The organism is Bradyrhizobium sp. LM2.9, assembly GCF_054056555.1.
Genome location: NZ_JBSRYJ010000002.1, coordinates 7113759 through 7133502, shown reverse-complemented (window position 1 = coordinate 7133502; position 19744 = coordinate 7113759). Strand labels below are relative to the sequence as shown.

The window sequence follows — 19744 nt, the reverse complement described above, 5'->3', positions numbered from 1 at the left end:
CAATGCCCTGCAGGACTTTGGCTCATGACGCGTTTTCCGCATCGCTTCGCTTATGCATTGAGAAGGCTTTCTGCCTACTGTGTCGGTAGTCGCTCCGGCTACTGCTGTGGCCGCTCTTGCTGGCGATCTTACCATTGTTGCGAGTGACGTTGCCCTTCGTACGTTTGGTAATCAGCTTCATCTTGCACCGCTTGGCGATCAGGGGCATCGGGACAAGCTTCCATCCCGTGGCCTCGCGCAACTATGCTTGCGTAATGCCGTCTTGTCGTGAGGCGAGAGAGCTGATCAGTTTGATCTTGGTGTGAGGATGCTTGGCTATCGTCGCCATCCCGAGGGAATTGGTTCTCATTCAACGGCTCCAAGCCGATGTGCTTCTCTTGGCGCAGTTGTCTCTTCGATCGGAAGAGAATGATTTAGTTCCGTTCCTCTGGAATTGTGGAAGCATATTGCAGGCGGTCTCGGGCGATGCCCGATTGCAATCTGACGTAAACGGATAACATCGCATCAGTTTGCTGAAGGGCGATGCAAGGGCTCGCATTTTTCGACAGGATGTTCGCACACCAGGACGGTACAACGTGGACTACTAACACAGAGGACCTGCAATGCAATTCGCGAAAACTGGTAGGGCAACCATTGAGAAGACCTTCCAGAACTCTGGATTAGCCTTCCGCTTGCTCAAGCAAGCAGCGTTACTCCATTGAGCGGCAGCTCGGATGGGGCCGGACGTCGCCTCAACTCCCTTCACATTTCAGCATTCATGTCATGCGGCTGCTACCCTTAGATATCTGCCGTCGATCCCGATCTAACGCGCTCGCTCCGTTCGATCCGCCTTATCGTTGTTTGCGGCATGTACTCGGCGCGAGCACCCTTACAAATTCACTTGTAGTCCTGCATCGTCCGCCCGCTCCGGCCGTTGTTGAATTACTCTGGAATTGCGGCGTTCGAATCCAAGCTCACCTCTTTCAGAACGGTTGATCCACTGGAAAGCCTTCGGCCAAGCGCTTCAACGAATCGATCATAACGTTCGGCGCCTTTGGCGCGAGCGGCTGGACTGGATTGTTCTGGTAATGCCGGCACCGATGTCAACCAGAAGCGAACGAACAGGGCGAGCGTCTCGAGAGTGATGCTGTCATTGCGTTCGAGGCGCTCGAGCAGCCGTGCGATGCGATCCAGCCGCTTGGCAATAGCCGCCTCGCGTCGGTCGGAATCGTCAGGCGAAAGAAATGAAGCGATCGCGGCCTCTGCGACCAGCGACTTGGGCTGGCCACGACGCTCCGCGAAGACATCAAGAGTCCTGAATGTCTGCGGATCAAGGTAGATACTGAGCTGAACCTTTTTCACCGATTTGTCCCACTCAGAGGTCCATGCCATCGTCAGGGTCGAGGCTGGTCGCGCGCGCTAATCCCTGCATTACGCGGCTTAGCGCTTGTGCCTGGACCGCATCTGCGTCGGGCTCATCGGGACCAGCATCGAACTCATGTTCCGCGAGCGGTGCCTTGATTTCGATCTCCTCGTGCTGCGGCAATTCTAGCTCGCGCCGCCGCCCCCCGTTCGGATCGCCACGCTTTCGCTGCCGAATCCCAACCAGTTCGTTCGAGGGCGCAGGGGGCGGGTGCCCTGACCAGTCCTCATCCGGGCGCGAGGACAAGAGAATTGTTCCTGCTCTAGCGGGCTTGAAGATTCGCTTCTGGAATTGCGGGTCCTCGTAGTAGCGAACCTTGGTGGCACGCAGCGGGTGGAGGCCCGACACCATCACAATCGCCTCTTTCGATGAGAGCTGCATGACTTCGCCAGGCGTCAGGAGCGGACGGGACGTCTCTTGGCGGCTCACCATCAAGTGCCCAAGCCAGGGGCTTAAGCGATGCCCGGCATAGTTTTTCATGGCTCGCAATTCGGTCGCGGTCCCCAGCGCATCCGAGACGCGCTTAGCGGTGCGCTCGTCATTTGTGGAAAAGGCTATCCGGATGTGACAATTGTCTAGGATCGCGTGGTTCGGCCCATAGGCGCGTTCTAACTGATTCAGGCTCTGAGTGATCAGGAAACTCCGAATGCCATAGCCCGCCATGAAGGCAAGCTGGCTCTCGAAAAAATCGAGGCGGCCCAGAGCTGCGAACTCGTCGAGCATCAGGAGGAGCTTTTGACGGCGCCGGTCGGCATCCAGGCTCTCGGTCAGGCGCCGTCCGATCTGATTGAGGATGAGCCGCATCAGGGGTTTTGTGCGGACGATGTCGGATGGCGGCACGACGAGGTAGAGTGAAACGGGCTGCGATCTGTCGACGAGATCGCGAATGCGCCAATCGCTCCGCGCGGTGACCTTAGCGACGACCGGATCGCGATAAAGGCCCAAGAAGCTCATTGTGGTCGACAGCACGCCCGACCGCTCGTTCTCGCTCTTGTTGAGCAGCTCTCGCGCAGCTGAAGCGACGACGGGATGGACGCGATCACCAAGGTGAGGGGTCGCAAGCATCGCATTCAGGGTGGCCTCGATCGGGCGGCACGGGTCCGAAAGGAATCTGGCAACCCCGGCAAGTGTCTTGTCAGCTTCAGCGTAGAGAACATGCAGGATAGCGCCGACGAGCAGAGAATGGCTGGTTTTTTCCCAATGATTGCGGCGCTCGAGCGCCCCTTCGGGATCGACCAGGATATCCGCGACATTTTGCGCGTCTCGTACTTCGCAATCACCGCGGCGAATCTCAAGAAGGGGATTGTAGGCGGCGCTTGCCGCGTTTGTCGGGTCGAACAAGATTACATCTCCAAGGCGCGCGCGCCATCCCGAGGTCAACTGGAAATTCTCGCCCTTGATATCGTGGACGATCACCGAACGCGGCCAGGTCAAAAGAGTTGGAACGACCAGACCGACTCCCTTGCCCGAACGGGTAGGCGCAAAGCAGAGCACGTGCTCAGGCCCATCATGGCGAAGATATCGACCATCAAAACGCCCGAGCACAAGGCCATCGTTGCCTAGCAGCCCCGCCCGTTTGACCTCGCGCGTATCGGCCCAACGCGCTGATCCGTAAGTCGTGACATCGCGAGCCTCATGCGCGCGCAAGACCGAAAGCACCATTGCGGCGGCAACTGCCGCGATCCCACCGCTCCCGGCAATGGCGCCTCCCTGGAGGAATATCGTGGGCGCGTAAGCGTCGAATTCAAACCACCAGATGAAGAAGGCAAACGGCTGGTAGACGGGCCAGGTCCCTAACCTGAACCAGGCCGGTCCAAGCTGTGGCTGAAACGCAAGCTGATAAGCGGTCCATTCGGTCGCTGCCCACACGAAGGTGAACGCGATTAGGCAAACCAGGATCACCTGATGCCAGATGATTTTTGTCGCAGACATGGCTTGCTAATATCGACACCATCGACCTGTTGGCTACAATCAGAGGCTTATGCTTCTCGTAGTCGCGCGCGCCCTGGCGAAGGTATTGGCGGATCAGATCGGGCAAGCCGCGCTTGGGCCGAAAAAGATCCCTCGCGTAGAACAGGCCGTCTCAAAGCACCGTCCCAAGCAGCTTCGCGTGATAGGCGATTGGATGATGAGACAATCAACTCGTACCGTGCTGCCGCTCGAGGCGAACCGGCCGGCCTTCGCGAAGCGAGGCTCCGGGTTATAGATGCCCGGAAAGCTAGCTCGCGTCTGCCCTAAGCTCTCCGTCAAGCGCGCGCGATCAAGAGAGAGTGCGGCGTGCCACAACGCGTTATCGATGAGGCGGGCGTTCCCGGATTAAATCGGCGGCAGGCGGGGCTCGCAGAGTACAAGAATCATGCGGGGAGAGTCCCGGCAGGAGCTTATTTCGGACGGGACGACACTGCCGGGTCGACGGTCATCTAGATACTCCCGCACATCGGCATCGAACGAGTCCTCCTCCAGCCGGTCGCCTGTTGGTGCCCTGTTGTTTTGGCCAGCCAGGTGCTTGGATATTGTACGTCAGCTGTTGCGGTCTCTCTGGAAGCTGGGACAGGCGAATTGGCGTTTGCCAAATCTTCCATTGCGCGAATCGAGTTGCACTTCGGCTATGCCCTGTCGAACGCCGGCTTGCGGGCCTCGCCAGCCTGCGGATGCTCGCGCGAATGCCTCCGGATTAAAATCGAGCAGGTTGAAATCGTTATTCGTCCGCTCGATGACACGCCCACAACTGGGTCCAGCAAACTGGACTTTGGCGGTCGGAAAGGCGGTGCGCGAAGCGCCGCAGTCTTCTGCAGAGCATCTGACCATCGGCATCCGAGACCAGCACGCACGGAAGTATCGTCACAGCAATCACGCCCGAGCCAGACACCTTCCGATCACTTAAAGATCGAAGGTCCCATGCCGTTTCCGCTACACGGGATGGCCATCTAGATTGGAAGGGTTCTGCTGTCCGATTTAGCCGTTGAGAGTCTCAGCGACCTAAGGGTGAACGGCGCATTCTTCCACACAGCTGCGTCCAATTGATGATCGAGCGCCACCAAAATCGAGGGAACCCGGAGGCGATGAAGAGATAGTTCCGGACGGTGGATCCGCCATTCGCTATTCGCTGCTCACTATCGCTCCTCCCCCATTTTTCCGCCCGACCAGTCCACGCGAGGCAACAAGGTCTTCCCTCCCTGCAATTGGGCGCAGTGCAGCGCCGGGACCTCAGGTCAGAGTGATAGGCCGCGCTTGCGCCCGAAGTCCCAGTCGACACTACCTGGACCGGCGATGCCGCTGACCTGCTTTCCCAAGTCCCGCTCGAGCGAAGGCGACCAGGGCACAAGCTGAAAGCCGAGGCCGTTGTCGATCATCGCGAAGCGCCCGGAAGCCAGTGACAGGCGTCGACGATAAACCCCCGAAATCTGCTCACCTACATCAGATGACAAGTGCGGAAGCCCCGTTTCCTCGATGAGACGTCGTGTGACGACGTCGAGTTCGCGGTCGCGGAGGGTTTCGATCAGGTTGCGTCTTAGCCGAATCCTGTTGCCATCGCGCTGAGCGAGCTCTTGGTCAGCCAAAACATCGATGCGCCGTTCAAGTGCCGCACGGACCTCGGCGCCAAACGCGTTGCGCGAGAGCTCGGCAGGATCTCGCGCAACGAGCTGCCGGTCTAGCCATGTTGCACCATCCGCCGCGACCTGCTGGTCCAGAACGAGCTCCGAGCGGACCGCGAGCGCAATCCGCGTTCGACCACGGGCGTCCGCAAACCGGCGCAGTTCCACAATCCCACCGATCGGCCCATCGCCGGCCGCCTCCAGGTCAGAAAGCTTCACGTGATGCACGCGCCCGTCAATCCCATCGACAATGGCAAAGGCTGTGCCCTTCAGCTCGTCATCAAGCCCGCGCGCGATGAGACGGCCAACGATCGGTTCACCATGAGTTTCGCCCTCAAGTGCCCAGGATGCGGCCGTGCGGCTGGCGCCATCCCGCGTGAGGATTTTGTGCAGCCGCTTGATGATGTCGCCGCGCTCGCCCAGCGCGCGCAACCTCGCCTCCGCATCGGCGGCCAGAATCCAGACCGCGGGGCCCGCAGGTTCCGCCAAGCCGAGCCGCTCGAGCGTCCGCATCCGCCCGATCCGAATTTCCCGCAATGGATCGCGTCCGGCATCCCGCTCAAATCTCAAATCGATAACGCCGTCCGCCTTCCCCGCTTCCCGGGCAAGCGTCCGATCGAGCCTGGTCCAGCGTTCGGCTGTCGTGTCCGCCTCAAGGCTCTGGCGGATCTCGAGCTCCGAACGAGGGCCAAGTTCGCGCGTGACAAGGTCGCTGGTGCGGGCGCGTAAGCCCATAGCGATATAATCGCGACTGATGACGAGGTCGGCACCGTCATCGGTACGGCCCCGCACGAGGATGTGAATGTGCGGATGCTCGGTGTTCCAATGGTCGACCGCCACCCAGTCAAGCCGTGTGCCAAGGTCGCGCGAGGCTTGGTCCATCAGTTCCCGAGTGAAGCTACGCAGGCTGGCAAGTTCACCAGCATCATCAGGCGAGACGATGAACCTAAAATGATGGCGGTCGCCCTCGCAACGCGTGACGAAGGCGCGACCGTCCGCATCATCCCCCTCAGCGTCGAATAGTTTGCCCTGAGCGCCGTCGCGTGTGACTCCGTCGCGCTGCAGGTAACCGATATGGGCGCGCAACGCGCCCGGCGAACGCATCCGCCGCACCACCCGCGCCTTGACCATAGCGCCGCGGCCGCGGGCGTTGAGGAGCCGTGCCGCAGCGATGCTCGCGGCGCGGCCGCGTCCAAACTTTCCGCCATGGCCATTCTTGCCTCGCGAGAGGCCGCCGGCCTTCTGAGCGGCTGTGAGTACCTGCGCGAGAAACGGCTTTGTCCGGGGCGCGCGCGTGGAACGGATACGGCCGGGACGGATCCGAAGATCATCGTCGCGCGTCATTTCGGCCGCCGCAAGGCACGGAAACCCTGGTAAGAACAGCGCCTTGGGGAAAGCTGAACTTTGCTCCGAGTCGCCGCAATGTTTAGTCGATCATTGAAATGGATATACTTTCTCGCACAACCGACCGGCCGCACCTTGCGGCTTTTATCCTGCCATCGGCGGGCGGCTCCCCCCTGCTCCCTCCCGGCCATTCTCAAACATGCGAGAACCTTCGAGGCCATGCGACCAAATCCGATTGCGATCATGGAGAGTGCACGTTGACTGATCGATGCACAAACAGCCCTGTCGCGCGAGGTACGAGTGCACTGGTAACGGCGTTAGGCGCTGCCTTCGACGAATTCATTGTGCGCACTCTTGATGCAAAGCTGTCGGTAGCGGACGAGCTGCCGTATCGCTCAACACAAACAGGAGCTTGCTGCCACAGGACGACGTGTCTGGCGGCCGAACCACGGCTGTTGCTTTGCTCAATTCCGATCAATGCTGCGAGTCTGGCTACATAGGTTTGCGTTTCTTCTGGAAGCGATCGACCTGTCGCCAAATGCTCGTCATATCGCTTCGGTCCCGCATTGTAGGCCGCAAGAAACCCTCTCGATCCGAACCGGTCGAGCATCTCCCGAATGTACGCTGAGCCAGCTATAATATTGTCGTGCGGATCAAACGGATCGATACCGAGACCGTAACGAGCGCTCAGTTCGACCCAGGTCGCGGGCATGATTTGCATCAGCCCGAGCGCTCCTCGAGGCGATATGGCATGCGCATTACCGCCACTTTCGACCTGCATCACGGCATCGATCCAACGCTCCGGGATCGCGAACCGGTGGGAGGCTTCGGTCACGAACGGGGCGTATGAAACGCTACGAAGCAGGGTTGTGGAGTGCGCAGCTGGTGCCCGCGATGCGACCTCCGCTCTGGCTGTCGAGGGCGGTCCTAACGTCAGCAGAATTCCCAAAAAGCAAACAGTGGCCCCACATCGAATTGGGCGGACAGCCGCCAAGTATAACGTTTCTCCCAGCCCGCCTTGAGGTCGCCTGATCACGGGGAAATGCGCGCCGATTGTCAAGAAGCTGGCCGAGACGGAGGAACGATGTTGCGACCGGCCATATGGAGAAATGAGGGGCCAATAGGGGAGATCCGGCATTGTCACTTCTCTCTGGTCCACACCGGAAGCGCTCGGCCAATGACGGCCGATCTCGGCAGGAGCCCGAAATATCGGCCGTCTAGCGAGTCCGCCGACTGCCAGTTCATGAGAAACACTTCACCCTCAGCAATGACCCGGCAGCCCTGCCAGACCGGCAACGGCCGGCCGCGGCGATCGCGCTGGCTTGCCTCACCCACGTGTATGCTGTCGACGATGATTGCGAGGCCCGTTCTGCAGACGGTTTGGCCGGGCAGCGCCAGCACACGCTTGAGCATTGGAAGGCCGCTTGGCAAATAGCCGTTGAGATCGAGAAAAGTCGCGAGCGGGTCTGGCGTTCGAACCGCCACGAGCTCAGTGACGTACAATGGTCCGGCCTCTTGCAAGCGATAGACGCCGATCGGCACGCTGTCCGAGGCATTCCAGATGTACAATGGTGAGGTGTTGTTGACTGGCCAGAGCGCGAGCATTGTCGCCCCACACATCGCAAGAATGTTCCCCATCCGTCCCATCAGAGTGCGATCCTGCGCCGATGGAGCCACGCCTGGTGGCGTCCACGGGTATAAGCTCGTGGCTTTTCGTTGACGGAAAGACGGTTGTGGGCGTGATGCCAATACTCGGGGGCTGCATCGGCGGGATCGATGCCCAGTGACTCTACGGAGTCGATCAACTGGAGAACGCGTTCGACCTTTGGCCAACCAGCTAATCGCAGCAGGCTTTCGCCGCCGGGGCTGACCCAAGGCACGGTTGAGTATCGCTGCCCTGGCGCGACGGCGCGCAAAATGTCGATCCGAGACAGGATGGTTCCGAAGTCGTTGGACGTCCAGCGCACGAACGCGAAGATGCTGCCGGGCAAAAACGAGAGAATGCGCCGGTGATGGTCAACGATCTCCACTGATGCAGGTTGACCGAACCGGATCCGATTTTCGATGCGCTTCTCGAGCCACAAGAGCTCAACAGTTGTGAGGTCGCTCACCTGACTGCTCCTTATTGTTGAGACGGATTTTGGACCTCCCGAGAATGGCTATCACCGGCGCATCGTGCGAGACGCCTTTTGCGTCGGCAGGACGGCTGTAATGACGCTGCGATGGATCGTGGTCGCCGAAGGCTTGCTGCAATCCTGCTGCAAGGGACCACATCGGCGAGGCTCCAATTCGATAGAAGGAATCGAAAGAACTGCAGGTTTTCCGAGGTAGTGGCTTGTGTCCCCTCGCCGGCCAGATTGCGCAGATGTTGCTTGGCAAGAATCCGGGAAGGGAACGGAGCGCGCGTTCCGGCGGAGAATGCTAGAGACGAACGACGGAATTTTATGCAGGGCTCGACGTGTCACTGCATGCAACGAATGTTTGTGCGGTGGACGGCCACGGCAACGTCGTTCAGGAAACGACACTCGAGACCGACCCGGACGCGATCGAGCTGTTCCTGGCGGAACCGGGAATCCACCTCAAGCGCGTCGGCCTGGAAGCGTTCTCGTACAGCGCCTGGCTGTTCACGGCGATTTCCGAAAAAGGCCTCGTCGTGATCTGCATCGAGAGCCGGCACGCCAAGGCGGCGCTGAACGCGATGGCGAACAAGACCGAGCGCAACGCCAAAGGCATTGTGCAGATGATGCGGACCGGTTGGTTCCGTACGGTTCATGTCAAGTCGGAGAGCGCACAGCCGCTGCGCGCGCCGCTGGTCGGGCGCAAGGCGATGCGCTGCAAGATGCTGGGCATGGAGAACATGATCCGCGGCCTGTTGAGCCCGTTCGGCCTCCAGGTCGGCAAGATCTCGGTCGGCCGTTTTGATGCGCGGGTGCGCGAGATCATGGCCGGAAAGAGCGCATTGGAAGCGATCGTCGCACGGCTGTTCGACGCCCGCAACGCCATACGGCTGCAGTTGGCAAAACTGCACCGCCTGCCGCTGGCAGCTGCGCGCAGCGACAGCGCACTGCGCCGGATGATGATGGTGCCCGGAAGCGGCGCGCGCGTGCCGCTGACATTTCGCGCCACCGTCGATGATCCGACGCGATTCAAGAAGTCGACCAATGTCGGCGCCCACTTCGGGCTGACGCCGCGGCGCGATCAATCCGGCCAGACCGACCGGATCGGCAGCATCTCCAAATGCGGTGACGAGCTGACGCGGGCGATGCTGTACGAGGCGGCGATCGCGATCCTGACCCGCATCCCGAAGAATTTTAAGCTGCGGCTGTGGGGCCTGCGGCTCGCCAGGAAGAAGGGTCTTAAGCGCGCAGCGACTGCGGTCGCGCGAGCGCTCGCGGTGCTGCTGCACAAGATCTGGATCGATGGCACGACTTTCCGATTTGGCGCCGGCGTCAAGCGCGGCCGGCCCGCACTGGCTCGTTAAGGGCCTTCGCGGACCGGCCGCGTCGATGGCTGCCACCTTCTTCCGCCACGGCGGAGCGGCGTCTCCCGAGGGGACGGGGATGTGGGTGAGATCGCAACTATTCTTGCCGGCGGCCTCATGCAGAGCTTTGAGGCCATCATGCAGCGCCCTGGTTAGCCTGAGCGCCCATTCTCCAGATTCCGGCATGTGGTGGCCTTGGTGCCAACTACGGACGTTAGCGAGTCCTCCTCGACGAGCGAGCTGCCGCAAACGGAAGCAACGATCGTGATGCGGTGACGCTGAAGTTGATGATCGCGTGGCTTTGCGCGCGATTGCGTTCTCGCGCGTACGTTGGAGAAAGGAATCGCATTGCAAGAACGTGTTGCGCGTGACAGAGTACGCGCATGAGGCATCCTCGCTGCATGCACGACCGACTTGTTCACAACGCACTGATTCACAACAAGACGTTAGTGTCAGTACGTTAGTAAAGTTAAGAGAGCTGGAAGGATTGGCGTTGCAGTGCTTCAGGTGTGATTTAGGTCCTCGATAGCATGCGGATCGGGTCCCCGATGGCACGAGTCTTCCAGCTCCTGATGACACGAGCGAATTCACAGCTAGTCCCCCGCAGGGCTGATAAGGCCACGCTTTCGCAATCGCTGCGTGGGCGAGTCCATCGGGACGAGTGCGAAATTCAATCGTCCTTCGCCATTCAGGTCGTGTGTGATAGCCAGCCGATAGCCCGGCAAAGTGCTTCAGCGGTGAGAGGCTCCCGGACTTGGCATGCAAGTGCGCGAGCCCGAAGCTCCAACCCCCATGCTGATGACCCCCGTGCTTGCGGACAAGGCGATAGAGCCAACGTTCCTGTCCACCGGTCAGATCGAAATACGCGCGGTCAATGGTCAGCACGAGCGATTCGTTTAGAACGCCCGTGTAGAACCAATCGGGTAAGATCAACTCAATCCCACGGGCACGCCCGTGCATACCGCTTGTGTGTTTCCATTCGTTTATCCAGGAAAAGCGAAGCCGCGACCGTTCTGTCGGTTGCCGGATTAAGGCCAAGACGCTGGTTGATTGCAATCGGTCGAGTGCAACCTTGAGGCGGCCGTAGTCGCGTACGCTGGTGCCGCAGCCGACGAAGGTCAGGATCTCGTAGGGGGTGGTGGACATCAGGCGCGAGGTTTTCAACCCGGCATCGCGTGCCTGGACAATCTGTGAGGCAGCCCAGATCAGAACGTCCGCGTCCCAGATCGTGGCCAGGCCATGTTCCGGCACCGCTTCGAGACGGATGGTGATGCTGCCGGCGCGGAAGTCGATCCGAACGATCCGTTTCGACTTTGCTAGCGAAAAGAACGGATACGCCATCAAGTCTTGCGCGTCCCGTGCAGCGAGATCGCCAGGAAGCGCGCGAAACAGATCGAGTTGGTCGCGCTCTGACCGCCGCCTCCTCGCTGCAGTTGAGTTGCTGTCCAGCATGGGTCAGCGCCGCTCCTTGCCCGCATACGGAATCGGTGTGTGCCGTTTCGCGGGCAGGACTGTGCCTGCGCCAGGATCGCTGGTGGACGTTTTGGCGCCGCGGTCAACCCACGCCGTCAGGTCTTCGAGCGCATACACAACGCGGCCGCCCAGCTTCCGGTAGGTCGGGCCTGTGCCATAGGTGCGGTGCTTTTCCAGGGTGCGGCCGGACAGTCCGAGAAAGCGCGCCGCCTCGGGCGTGCGCAGATAGCGCGGCGGCAAACCGGCGTTCGGATCGGGCATTTGCGAGGCTCCGTGGTCGTCTGGAGCGCGACCGGGTTCGGTCGCACGTCGACGGTCACCATGACGGAGTAGGAGTGCTCAGGGGGATGCCGAAGATGGACCGATGGTTTTCGGCACCCTGCTCTACTCCCGGCGAGATGAAGGACGCAGCAATGCGCGATAGCCGCCGCGCGTCAGAGCCAAGCCGGCCTGCACCAGGCGGATGGTTCGGCTGCGCAGCTCGTGAGTTTTCCAGGCTCGTTCGGGGATGCGTTTTCGGCCGAACAGCACTTCGGCAATGACCCGATAAGAAGCGCCATCCAAGTGCCCATCGAGCGCGCGCAGCGCCAAGGCCAATCGTTCGCGTCGCTGCGCCGAAAGCTGATAGATGGGGGGTCCCGGGGCGCGGCCGGTGATAGCGCGCCACAGCCGACGTGAAGCGTGCACGCGGATCTCGTAATCGTCGTCGAGCGGCAGTTCAGCCGCATAAGAGAAACCCGGCTGCGGCGCCTCTTTCAGCCACAGGTGATGTTGCGCCCCCTGAATCCGCAACACCGCATGCCAACCGTCAGATGCCTGTCTGATGCTTGCCGATCCAAGATCGGCAAGCGGTAGAAGGCCGATCGCTCGTGGTGCTGACGCGCTGCGCACAACCGAAACGACGGTTGGCAGGGTCTCGGGCGCCCAGAAGATCGTCTGTTCGTAAAAGGACCGCTCCGGATCATGAGCGAAAGCAGACGCCCCATCTCCTCCGGAATTCGGACCTCGCCTGCCCGCCTTTCGAGCGAGCTTCCCGAAAGGAAGCTCGATAGTTGGGACTGCGTCGGAGTGACTCCCAGGCGAAGTCCGGCATCTCCGCCAACTTGATGGCGTGCCGATACGCCTCGGGTGAGCGCCAGTCGAACTCAGACATTACCCTGATCCCCTGCCGTAAATCGATTGCCGCGAAATGTCTATAAAGCCGTGGGTTGTCGGGGAAGTCACCAAATGTGCATTGCGCGATGCGCGCAGGCGATCACGCTTTGAGCGGGAAGAAATCTGTTCTCGATTTGGAATTCGAGACGATAGAATCTTTGCTATTTATTGGCTCCGCCGCGAAGCAAGTCGCGGTAGCCGTGGTCTGCTATCCATTTTGCTCGCGCCAGATGGCTGTCAAATGCATTGCGGGCTCGCGCCGGTTCGCGGTGCGGATCGATATGCAACACGATCAGGGCAACTTCTTTCCAGTCCGCGCCATCGGCCTCGGCATCGAGCAGGCGCCAGTAGGTCACCAGATGCTGCTCGTCATAGGAGGTGAGCACCGCATCGTTGGGCGCCAAATCCGCGACATCCGGGTCGAGCGGCGGTGTTTGCATCAAGAATCTCGCAAGAAAAACAATAAGAGTGCCCGCAGCCACGGTACGCTCAGCGGGCGTTAGCTGAAAGTCCGCTGGCCTCGCTCCCAAGGCGGTCACACTTGGGGAATACATACTATAGGAGATAAACCGCATAGTATGTAAACACGCAACTTGCGCAGATGGACATGCGCAAGTTGGTGGGGCGGAATTTCGCTAAGTTCCGGAAGCAAAAAGGCTTCACGCAGGAGAAGTTCTCCGAGGCGTCCGGCTTTACTCAGCAATACATCAGCGATTTAGAGCGTGGTCGGCGCAATCCCACGGTAGTGACGCTGTTCGAACTCGCGAGCACATTAGGCGTTAGCCACGTCGATCTCGTGTTGCCTGATGAGGAATTCTGCAAGGAGCGAACCAAGACGCCGAAGCAAAAATGAGAGGACTTCGGCGAGACGCTCGTTTCCGGTTGCTCGGCAGTTGCTGCATGGCTCGAACACGAAGCTCCGCCCAGGGTGTAGCCTTCGCCCCGGGTTCGATGCGGGCATTCTCGACCGTACGCGTTTCCCGGAGCGCGGCTCGTCGTGCAGCCGTCCACGCGCCGCTCCGCAAAACGCCGCCACCTACGTCGACCCGTCAAGGCCCAGCTTGGCCGCCACTACCTTGTTCCTAACAGCCTTCCGCGCAGGTCAGCACGATCCGCGCTCGCAGCGCCAGCACCAGCGCCGTCTTCCGCCGGGTCGTCAGCGACTTCAGTTCGGCACGAACTTCATCGCTCAATGTCAGGGAGGCAAGTTGCCGGACCTCCATCACATTCTCCGTCCCTGCTACATCCTCCATCTTGGCACAGCGACGCAAATCTAATGCAAATCTACGATTGCAGACTTGTGGCTCGGGACACTGGCCGCAGCGCCTTTTTGAACCAAAGGTGATGTTGCGCTCCCTGAATGCGCACTACAGCACCATCAACCATCGGGTGCCTGTCAGTTGCTGCCCGATGCAAGATCAGCAGACGGTTGCGCAGCGGCGAGGCAGACGCGCTCCGCACGACTGGCACCAGCATCGGCAAGGCCTCGGTGCCCCACGAGCAACGTGCCTATAGTGTCGGCAGTGACCACTCATATATGGGTGGCCTCGAGAGGCAATCTGTGAACCGGAGAACTAGTCTTTCTCAACTGGCTGGCCGACAGGCTAGGTGTTCACTTATGCTGAAGGCTCTGTTCAGCCACCCAGAGGAGCGACGACACCGAAAGAGCCGGTCCCGTTTGTCTGAACAGAATCTCCGCGTCGATAAGTGGAGCGTCTGCCTGGGTTAGGCCGCCAAGCGGCCTGGCGGCTGGTTGAAGTAGGCTTGATCCGGTGTGGCGTCGTCAAGGCTTTGGTGCGGTCGGTGACCATTGTACAACGAGGTTTGAGAACGCCCACAGGACTGTTCTTCGCGAGGTTCTTTATCGATATCATCCTTGGTTTGGCTGCCGAGTTTGCGTTCATGGGGCCGTCGACAAGGCTGGCGATGTCGCCTTCCGCTGCACGCTGGATGGATCGCAAGCAGATCGTTGGCTGGAGGTTCCAGCATGGATGTTCGACCGGACGGCATGCCCTGACGCCGAGCCTTTGACAGCTCGGCCGTTTGTCAGCATCGACGCACTTGCGGCGCTCTCTGCGCTTCTCGATCTAGCGTTGAAGGATCGAACGCCATCAGCTGCCCCGCTTTCTGGCGCATCCAGAGGCTCTCACGGCCAGAATCGGGGAGCGACTCATGTCACGGCAGACGGCAATGCCAGGGAGCGGATACCGACACAATCGACAACCGCGGCCGCGGCAGCAGATGGATCTGTTCGGGAGCGGCCTTTCGAACGGCGCCATCGGCGCACCAGCATGGCTGGAGCTGCCGGCGGAAGCTCGGGCGGCCCTCACAAGCCTGATGACGCAGTTGACGACCATGCTGCGATGACAGCGACGCCGCCCGCGAAGGAGGTCGGTCATGATCTCTGACAAGGTCAGGCCTCATCGTCTGGAGCGCAAGGCGATTCTTTACGTGCGTCAATCCTCGGCACATCAGGTATTGCACAATCGCGAGAGCAGCGCGTTGCAATACGCCATGCGGGACCGGCTGACGGCGCTCGGGTGGTCAGAGATTGAAGTGATCGATGATGATCTCGGTCGCTCAGCCGCCGGCGGGGTACAACGCGCCGGTTTCGAGCGAATGGTAGCGGAGGTTTGCCTCGGTAAGGTTGGTGCGGTTTGCGCCCGCGAGGTCTCGCGCTTCGCCCGCAACAGCCGGGATTGGCAGCAACTCATCGAGATGTGCCGCGTGGTCGATACCGTTCTGGTCGATCAGGAGACAATCTATGCGCCAAGGCACGGCAACGACCGCCTGCTGCTCGGGCTCAAGGGCAGCCTCAACGAGTACGAACTGGATCTGTTGCGCCAACGCTCGCTCTCGGCCCGCTACGAGAAGGCGCGCCGGGGCGAGTTGGTTGTGGCGGCGCCCGTCGGCTTCGTGAAGGCCGGCGACCGCTATGAGAAAGATCCGGATCAGCGCGTCCAGGAAGCGATCCAGCTGGTGTTCGACAAGGTCGAGGAACTGGGCAGCGCGCGACAGGCGCTCTGCTGGCTCCACGAGTACAATCTCGATCTGCCGGTGAAACAGTCCAACGGCGACACAGCCTGGCGGCGACCGAGTTACTCCGCCATCCACCGGATCATTGAGAACCCGGTCTACGGCGGCGCCTATGCCTATGGTAAGACGGCTGTGGCGGCGGGATACACCGCCGAGGGCGTGACCGTGAAGATCCGCCGCAAGACGCGGAACGAATGGTTGACGTTGAAGCCTAATACCCACGACGGGTATGTGAGCTGGGAGAGGTTCGAGGCGATCCGCGCGATGGTCAGCAGCAACGTTCCCACTGGTCGGCATCACGGCGCGCCCAAGCATGGAGACGCGCTGCTGGCCGGTCTGATCCGGTGCAAGCGCTGCGGCCGCAAGCTCACACTCCGGTACTCAGGCATGAAGCACCATATCCCGCGCTACAGCTGCAGCCGCGCTTGGATGGACAATGGCGGCCCTCACTGCATCGCCTTCGGAGGATTGCGCGTCGATGATGCAATAGAGGAAGCACTGCTTGGCGTTGTCGGCCCAGGCGCTATCGCCGCTGCAACCGCTGCCGCCAAGGGAGCCAGGGAACGCCGCGATCAGGTGCGCGATGCTCTCAATCGCGACCTCGAGGCGGCGCGCTATGCCGCCGACAGGGCTTTCCGGCAATACGATGCCGCTGACCCCGCGAACCGGCTGGTGGCGAGTGAGCTGGAAGCGCGCTGGAACAGGGCGCTCGCTCACGTGGCGGAGGTCGAGGGCAAGATCGCCATGCATGATGCAGTGACGTCCGCGCCCATTGCTGATCCAGCTTCGCTCAGCGTTCTTGCCTCGAACCTCAAAACGGTCTGGGATGCGCCGACGACGGATGCTCGCCTCAAGAAGCGCATTGTACGCACCCTCGTCCATGAGGTCGTGGCCGATATCGACGACGCGGCTTCCGAGATCGTTCTCATCGTCCACTGGGTGGGTGGTGCCCACAGCGAGTTGCGCTTGCCCAAGCGCCGGCGCGGACAGCGCAACAGCACCTCTGCCGATATTATCCAAGCCGTGCGTCAACTGGTGCTGATCGCCAGCGACGATCTGATTGCCGGCCTCCTCAACCGAAAACGGCCTCAAGACAGGCAACGGCAATCGCTGGACCCGCGAGCGCGTCACATCAATGCGCTCGAGCTACCACCTCCCGGTGTTCAAGCCCGCCGATGACGGGATCGAACCCTGGCTCAACCTTAGCAACGCCGCAAAGCTCCTGAAGATCGCGCCCAAGACGCTCCGGCTGGCCGCTGAAGCCGGCGAAATCGAAGCCTTCCATCCGCTATCGGACGGCCCGTGGATCTTCGCCCGCGCCTCGCTGATAACAACTGCCGCTCAATCTATCGCCGAACGAGCGCGACAGAACCCAAGATACCCCACGGGATCGCATCCCAATCAGCAAAGTCTCTTCTCTACAACAACATAGACAGATGGGTGTTCTGATGCGCGGTTGTAGAAATCGAGGTATCGGCCGATCGAGGCACGAGCCTCGCTGACGTTGTTGTAGGCCCTCAGGTATACCTCCTCGTATTTGACGCTGCGCCACAATCGCTCAACGAACACGTTGTCACGCCAGGCGCCTTTGCCATCCATGCTGATGGCAATGCCGTTGCTGGCGAGTAGGCCGGTAAAGTCCGGTAAAGTCCGTGTCGGTGAACTGCGAGCCTTGATCGGTGTTGAATATCTCCGGCTTGCCGTGACGTGCCAGAGCATCCTCGAGCGTCTCGACGCAGAAGGCCGCCTCCATCGTGATCGACAGACGCCACGACAGAACCCGGCGGGTCGCCCAATCGAGTACGACGGCGAGATAGACGAAGCCGCGCGCCATCGGAATGTAGGTGATGTCCATCGCCCAGACTTGGTTCGGCCGCGTGATCTCCATGCCGCGCAGCAGATAGGGATAGATCTTGTGGCCGGGCTCAGGCTTGGTGGTGCGGGGGCGGCGATAGAGCGCTTCTATCCCCATCCGCCGCATGAGCGTCTTCACATGCCGGCGGCCGACCTTGCACCCTTGCAAAGCCAGCAGGCCACGCAGCATACGCGAACCGGCGAAGGGATACTCCAGATGTAGCCAGTCGAGACGCCGCATGATCGCGAGATCGGCGTCCGGCACTGGGCGCGGCAGGTAATAGACGCTGCCCCGGCTGATCCGCAGAACCTCAGCCTGCTTGGTGATCGACAGATCGTGCTCACGGTCGATCATCGCTTTGCGCTCAGCAATCCCGCCTTGGTGAGCGCTCCTTCTAAAAAACTGGTCTCAGCGCTGCTCGCTCCCTGTGGGATAGAAACGCATTGCCGCTAGACTGCGGCCGGAAGGGAGCGGCCGATATGATTCTGCCCCGCTAAAAAACCTGGTCCATGGGCTGTTGCGTACGTGAGAGTGGTGACGCCGTCCCGGCGATCCCGTTTAGGAATCTGAATAAATTGCGCAGCCCAGCCCTTCCGCCGTGTCAGCAGGAGGATTGGAGATGAACCGCAACAAATCGAAATCCAGGGCCGACCGCACGATGCCCATGGTGCACCCGAACGCGGCTGCCATCGACATTGGCGCGACCATGCACATGGCTGCCGTCAGGGCAGATCGCGCACCTGAGCCAGTACGCAGCTTTGGTACCTTCACGGCTGATCTGCATCGGCTGGTCGACTGGTTTACAGAAATGCGGCGTCGAGACCGTCGTCATGGAATCGACCAGTGTCTACTGGATCCCGATTTTCGAGCTTCTCGATGCACGGGGGTTCACTGTGTTTCTTGTCAACGCGCGCGATGCCAAGCACGTGCCGGGGCGCAAGACCGATGTCAGCGACGCGCAGTGGCTGCAGCGGCTCCATTCGTTCGGGTTGCTGCGAGCCAGCTTTCGACCCAAAGGGCAGATTGCCGAACTGCGAGCCTACGTGCGTCAGCGGGAGCGTCTGCTGGAGTACGCGGCTTCACACATCCAGCATATGCAGAAAGCATTGACTGAGATGAATCTTCAACTCCACCACGTTGTGGCCGACATCACCGGTGCGACCGGCCTGGGCATCATTCGCGCGATCCTTGCCGGCGAGCGCGACCCTGAGGCGCTGGCGTGCTTACGCCATTACAGCTGCCACTCCAGCGCCGAGACGATCGCGAAGGCGCTCGCCGGTAGCTACCGTGCCGAGCATCTGTTTGCGCTCGATCAGGCACTCGCCCTTTACGACGCCTATCGCGAGAAGGCATCTGCCTGCGATGTCCGGATCGAAGCTGTGTTGAAGGAACTCAGCACCCACAGGGGCCGTGATCATGGATCAGCACCGCCAGTCTCGCGGCGTAGGAACAGAACCGATCAGGCGAACGCTCTGGCTTTCGACGTCCGGGCGGCGCTGTTCGTGTTGCTCGGAAAGGACATCACTATGATCGACGGCCTCGGCCCTTACCTTTCGCTGAAGTTGATCGCGGAATGCGGCGACGACCTTACCTCATGGCCAAGTGCAAGGCATTTTACCTCCTGGCTGGGGTTGGCTCCGAGCAATAAGATCTCCGGCGGCAAAGTGCTCTCGTCACGAACACGCCGATCCGGCGGTCGGGCCGCGGCTCTTCTGCGCCTCGCTGCCGTCACCGTCGGACGCACTGACACCGCGCTCGGCGCCTTTTACAGGCGCCTCTCGTCCCGCATCGGCAAGGCCAAGGCGGTGACCGCCACGGCCCGCAAGATCGCAGTCCTGTTCTACAACGCGGTGCGACACGGAATGGAGTATGTCGATCCGGGGGCCTCATCCTACGAGACGCGCTACCGCACGCGAGTCGTCAACAATCTGCATCGGCGTGCCAAGGCATTCGGGTTTGTTCTCCAGCCCGTGGAGCCGAAAGCTGGTGCTGCCGTTTCTTAGGAATCGTTCTCCAGCGTCAGCTCTCCGATCTTGGCGTGCAGCGACTTCACGTCGATCGCGGGCGCCGCCGACGCAGCGCTGCCCGGGCCGAATACGCCAGATGCCCCGCCTTCGAGCTGGGCCTTCCAGGCCGTAATCTGATTGGGGTGAACATCAAAGTGTTCGGCCAGTTGGGCTATCGTCCGGTCACCCTTGACGGCGGCAAGCGCCACCTTCGCCTTGAAGGGCCGGTGTGTGGTTCCGGCGCGGTCGTCTGTTCATCGTCTCTCCTGATTCGCGGGCTTATCGTGCCCGCCGTCAGGCAGAAACTCCACTTAGCGTCCTGTTCAAATTTGCGAGGCCGGCTCTCAAGGACTTCGCCTAAGCGTCGCAAGCCGGCGAGCCACATTCCAAGAAGAA

General features: G+C 60.8%; 14 protein-coding genes and 5 pseudogenes. 5 read left to right on the top strand and 14 right to left on the bottom strand.

What is annotated here, in order from left to right:
- Window positions 1-921: 921 nt before the first annotated feature.
- From ACVWW3_RS36320 to ACVWW3_RS36295, 6 genes are all read right to left on the bottom strand, one after another.
- Window positions 922-1341 carry a CopG family transcriptional regulator gene (locus tag ACVWW3_RS36320; RefSeq protein WP_456651503.1) on the bottom strand — a complete coding sequence of 140 codons (420 nt, stop codon included), beginning with the start codon at window positions 1339-1341 and terminating at the stop codon, window positions 922-924.
- A gap of 13 nt (window positions 1342-1354) precedes the next feature.
- Window positions 1355-3334, bottom strand: coding sequence for a conjugal transfer protein TraG (locus ACVWW3_RS36315; protein WP_456651504.1), 1980 nt, complete (start codon window positions 3332-3334; stop codon window positions 1355-1357).
- A 1280-nt stretch (window positions 3335-4614) separates the two neighbouring features.
- On the bottom strand, window positions 4615-6342 hold the full coding sequence (locus ACVWW3_RS36310) for a relaxase/mobilization nuclease domain-containing protein (protein WP_456651505.1): 1728 nt from the start codon (window positions 6340-6342) through the stop codon (window positions 4615-4617).
- A gap of 241 nt (window positions 6343-6583) precedes the next feature.
- Window positions 6584-7177 (bottom strand): lytic transglycosylase domain-containing protein, encoded by a 594-nt coding sequence (locus tag ACVWW3_RS36305; protein ID WP_456651506.1) that lies wholly within the window; start codon window positions 7175-7177, stop codon window positions 6584-6586.
- Between the two features lie 305 nt (window positions 7178-7482).
- On the bottom strand, window positions 7483-7962 hold the full coding sequence (locus ACVWW3_RS36300; RefSeq protein WP_456652112.1) for a S26 family signal peptidase: 480 nt from the start codon (window positions 7960-7962) through the stop codon (window positions 7483-7485).
- A gap of 26 nt (window positions 7963-7988) precedes the next feature.
- Window positions 7989-8453, bottom strand: a complete 465-nt coding sequence (locus ACVWW3_RS36295) for a DUF2840 domain-containing protein (RefSeq protein WP_456651507.1) — start codon at window positions 8451-8453, stop codon at window positions 7989-7991.
- Between the two features lie 344 nt (window positions 8454-8797).
- Here ACVWW3_RS36295 and ACVWW3_RS36290 point away from each other — a divergent pair.
- Window positions 8798-9823, top strand: a pseudogene (locus ACVWW3_RS36290) (IS110 family RNA-guided transposase); the annotation flags it as partial.
- Window positions 9824-10416: 593 nt separating this feature from the next.
- On the opposite strand, the pseudogene ACVWW3_RS36285 reads toward ACVWW3_RS36290, so the two are convergent.
- The 5 genes and pseudogenes from ACVWW3_RS36285 to ACVWW3_RS36265 all read right to left on the bottom strand — a co-directional run bounded on the left by ACVWW3_RS36285 (window position 10417) and on the right by ACVWW3_RS36265 (window position 12891).
- Window positions 10417-11275: pseudogene (locus tag ACVWW3_RS36285) on the bottom strand (replication initiator protein A).
- Between the two features lie 3 nt (window positions 11276-11278).
- Complete coding sequence (locus ACVWW3_RS36280) at window positions 11279-11557, bottom strand: helix-turn-helix transcriptional regulator (protein ID WP_148742779.1); 279 nt, start codon at window positions 11555-11557, stop codon at window positions 11279-11281.
- Window positions 11558-11680: 123 nt separating this feature from the next.
- Window positions 11681-12091: a DUF2285 domain-containing protein gene (locus ACVWW3_RS36275; protein WP_456651510.1), complete on the bottom strand. Its 411-nt coding sequence runs from the start codon at window positions 12089-12091 to the stop codon at window positions 11681-11683.
- A gap of 166 nt (window positions 12092-12257) precedes the next feature.
- The gene (locus tag ACVWW3_RS36270; RefSeq protein ID WP_456672440.1) at window positions 12258-12389 is read right to left on the bottom strand and encodes a transcriptional regulator domain-containing protein; all 132 of its coding nucleotides are present in this window, start codon (window positions 12387-12389) and stop codon (window positions 12258-12260) included.
- A 223-nt stretch (window positions 12390-12612) separates the two neighbouring features.
- Entirely contained in the window at window positions 12613-12891 is a 279-nt protein-coding gene (locus ACVWW3_RS36265; RefSeq protein WP_456652113.1) for a DNA -binding domain-containing protein, read from the bottom strand.
- Between the two features lie 161 nt (window positions 12892-13052).
- Between ACVWW3_RS36265 and ACVWW3_RS36260 the strand changes: the two genes are divergently transcribed.
- Window positions 13053-13304 carry a helix-turn-helix domain-containing protein gene (locus tag ACVWW3_RS36260; RefSeq protein ID WP_247356711.1) on the top strand — a complete coding sequence of 84 codons (252 nt, stop codon included), beginning with the start codon at window positions 13053-13055 and terminating at the stop codon, window positions 13302-13304.
- Window positions 13305-13533: 229 nt separating this feature from the next.
- Here ACVWW3_RS36260 and ACVWW3_RS36255 read toward each other — a convergent pair whose 3' ends face one another.
- On the bottom strand, window positions 13534-13674 hold the full coding sequence (locus ACVWW3_RS36255; protein ID WP_456651512.1) for a hypothetical protein: 141 nt from the start codon (window positions 13672-13674) through the stop codon (window positions 13534-13536).
- Window positions 13675-14848: 1174 nt separating this feature from the next.
- On the opposite strand from ACVWW3_RS36255, the gene ACVWW3_RS36250 reads away from it, so the two are divergent.
- Complete coding sequence (locus tag ACVWW3_RS36250) at window positions 14849-16666, top strand: recombinase family protein (protein ID WP_456672321.1); 1818 nt, start codon at window positions 14849-14851, stop codon at window positions 16664-16666.
- On the top strand, window positions 16647-16919 hold the full coding sequence (locus ACVWW3_RS36245) for a hypothetical protein (RefSeq protein WP_456672320.1): 273 nt from the start codon (window positions 16647-16649) through the stop codon (window positions 16917-16919). The genes ACVWW3_RS36250 and ACVWW3_RS36245 overlap by 20 nt, the downstream gene beginning before the upstream one ends.
- Here ACVWW3_RS36245 and ACVWW3_RS36240 read toward each other — a convergent pair.
- Window positions 16889-17750 (bottom strand): annotated as a pseudogene (locus tag ACVWW3_RS36240) (IS3 family transposase); the annotation flags it as partial. The gene ACVWW3_RS36245 and the pseudogene ACVWW3_RS36240 sit on opposite strands and share 31 nt — an antisense overlap.
- A 211-nt stretch (window positions 17751-17961) precedes the next feature.
- On the opposite strand from ACVWW3_RS36240, the pseudogene ACVWW3_RS36235 reads away from it, so the two are divergent.
- Window positions 17962-19345: pseudogene (locus ACVWW3_RS36235) on the top strand (IS110 family RNA-guided transposase).
- A 2-nt stretch (window positions 19346-19347) separates the two neighbouring features.
- On the opposite strand, the pseudogene ACVWW3_RS36230 reads toward ACVWW3_RS36235, so the two are convergent.
- A pseudogene (locus ACVWW3_RS36230) lies at window positions 19348-19606 on the bottom strand (transposase); the annotation flags it as partial.
- Window positions 19607-19744: the final 138 nt, after the last annotated feature.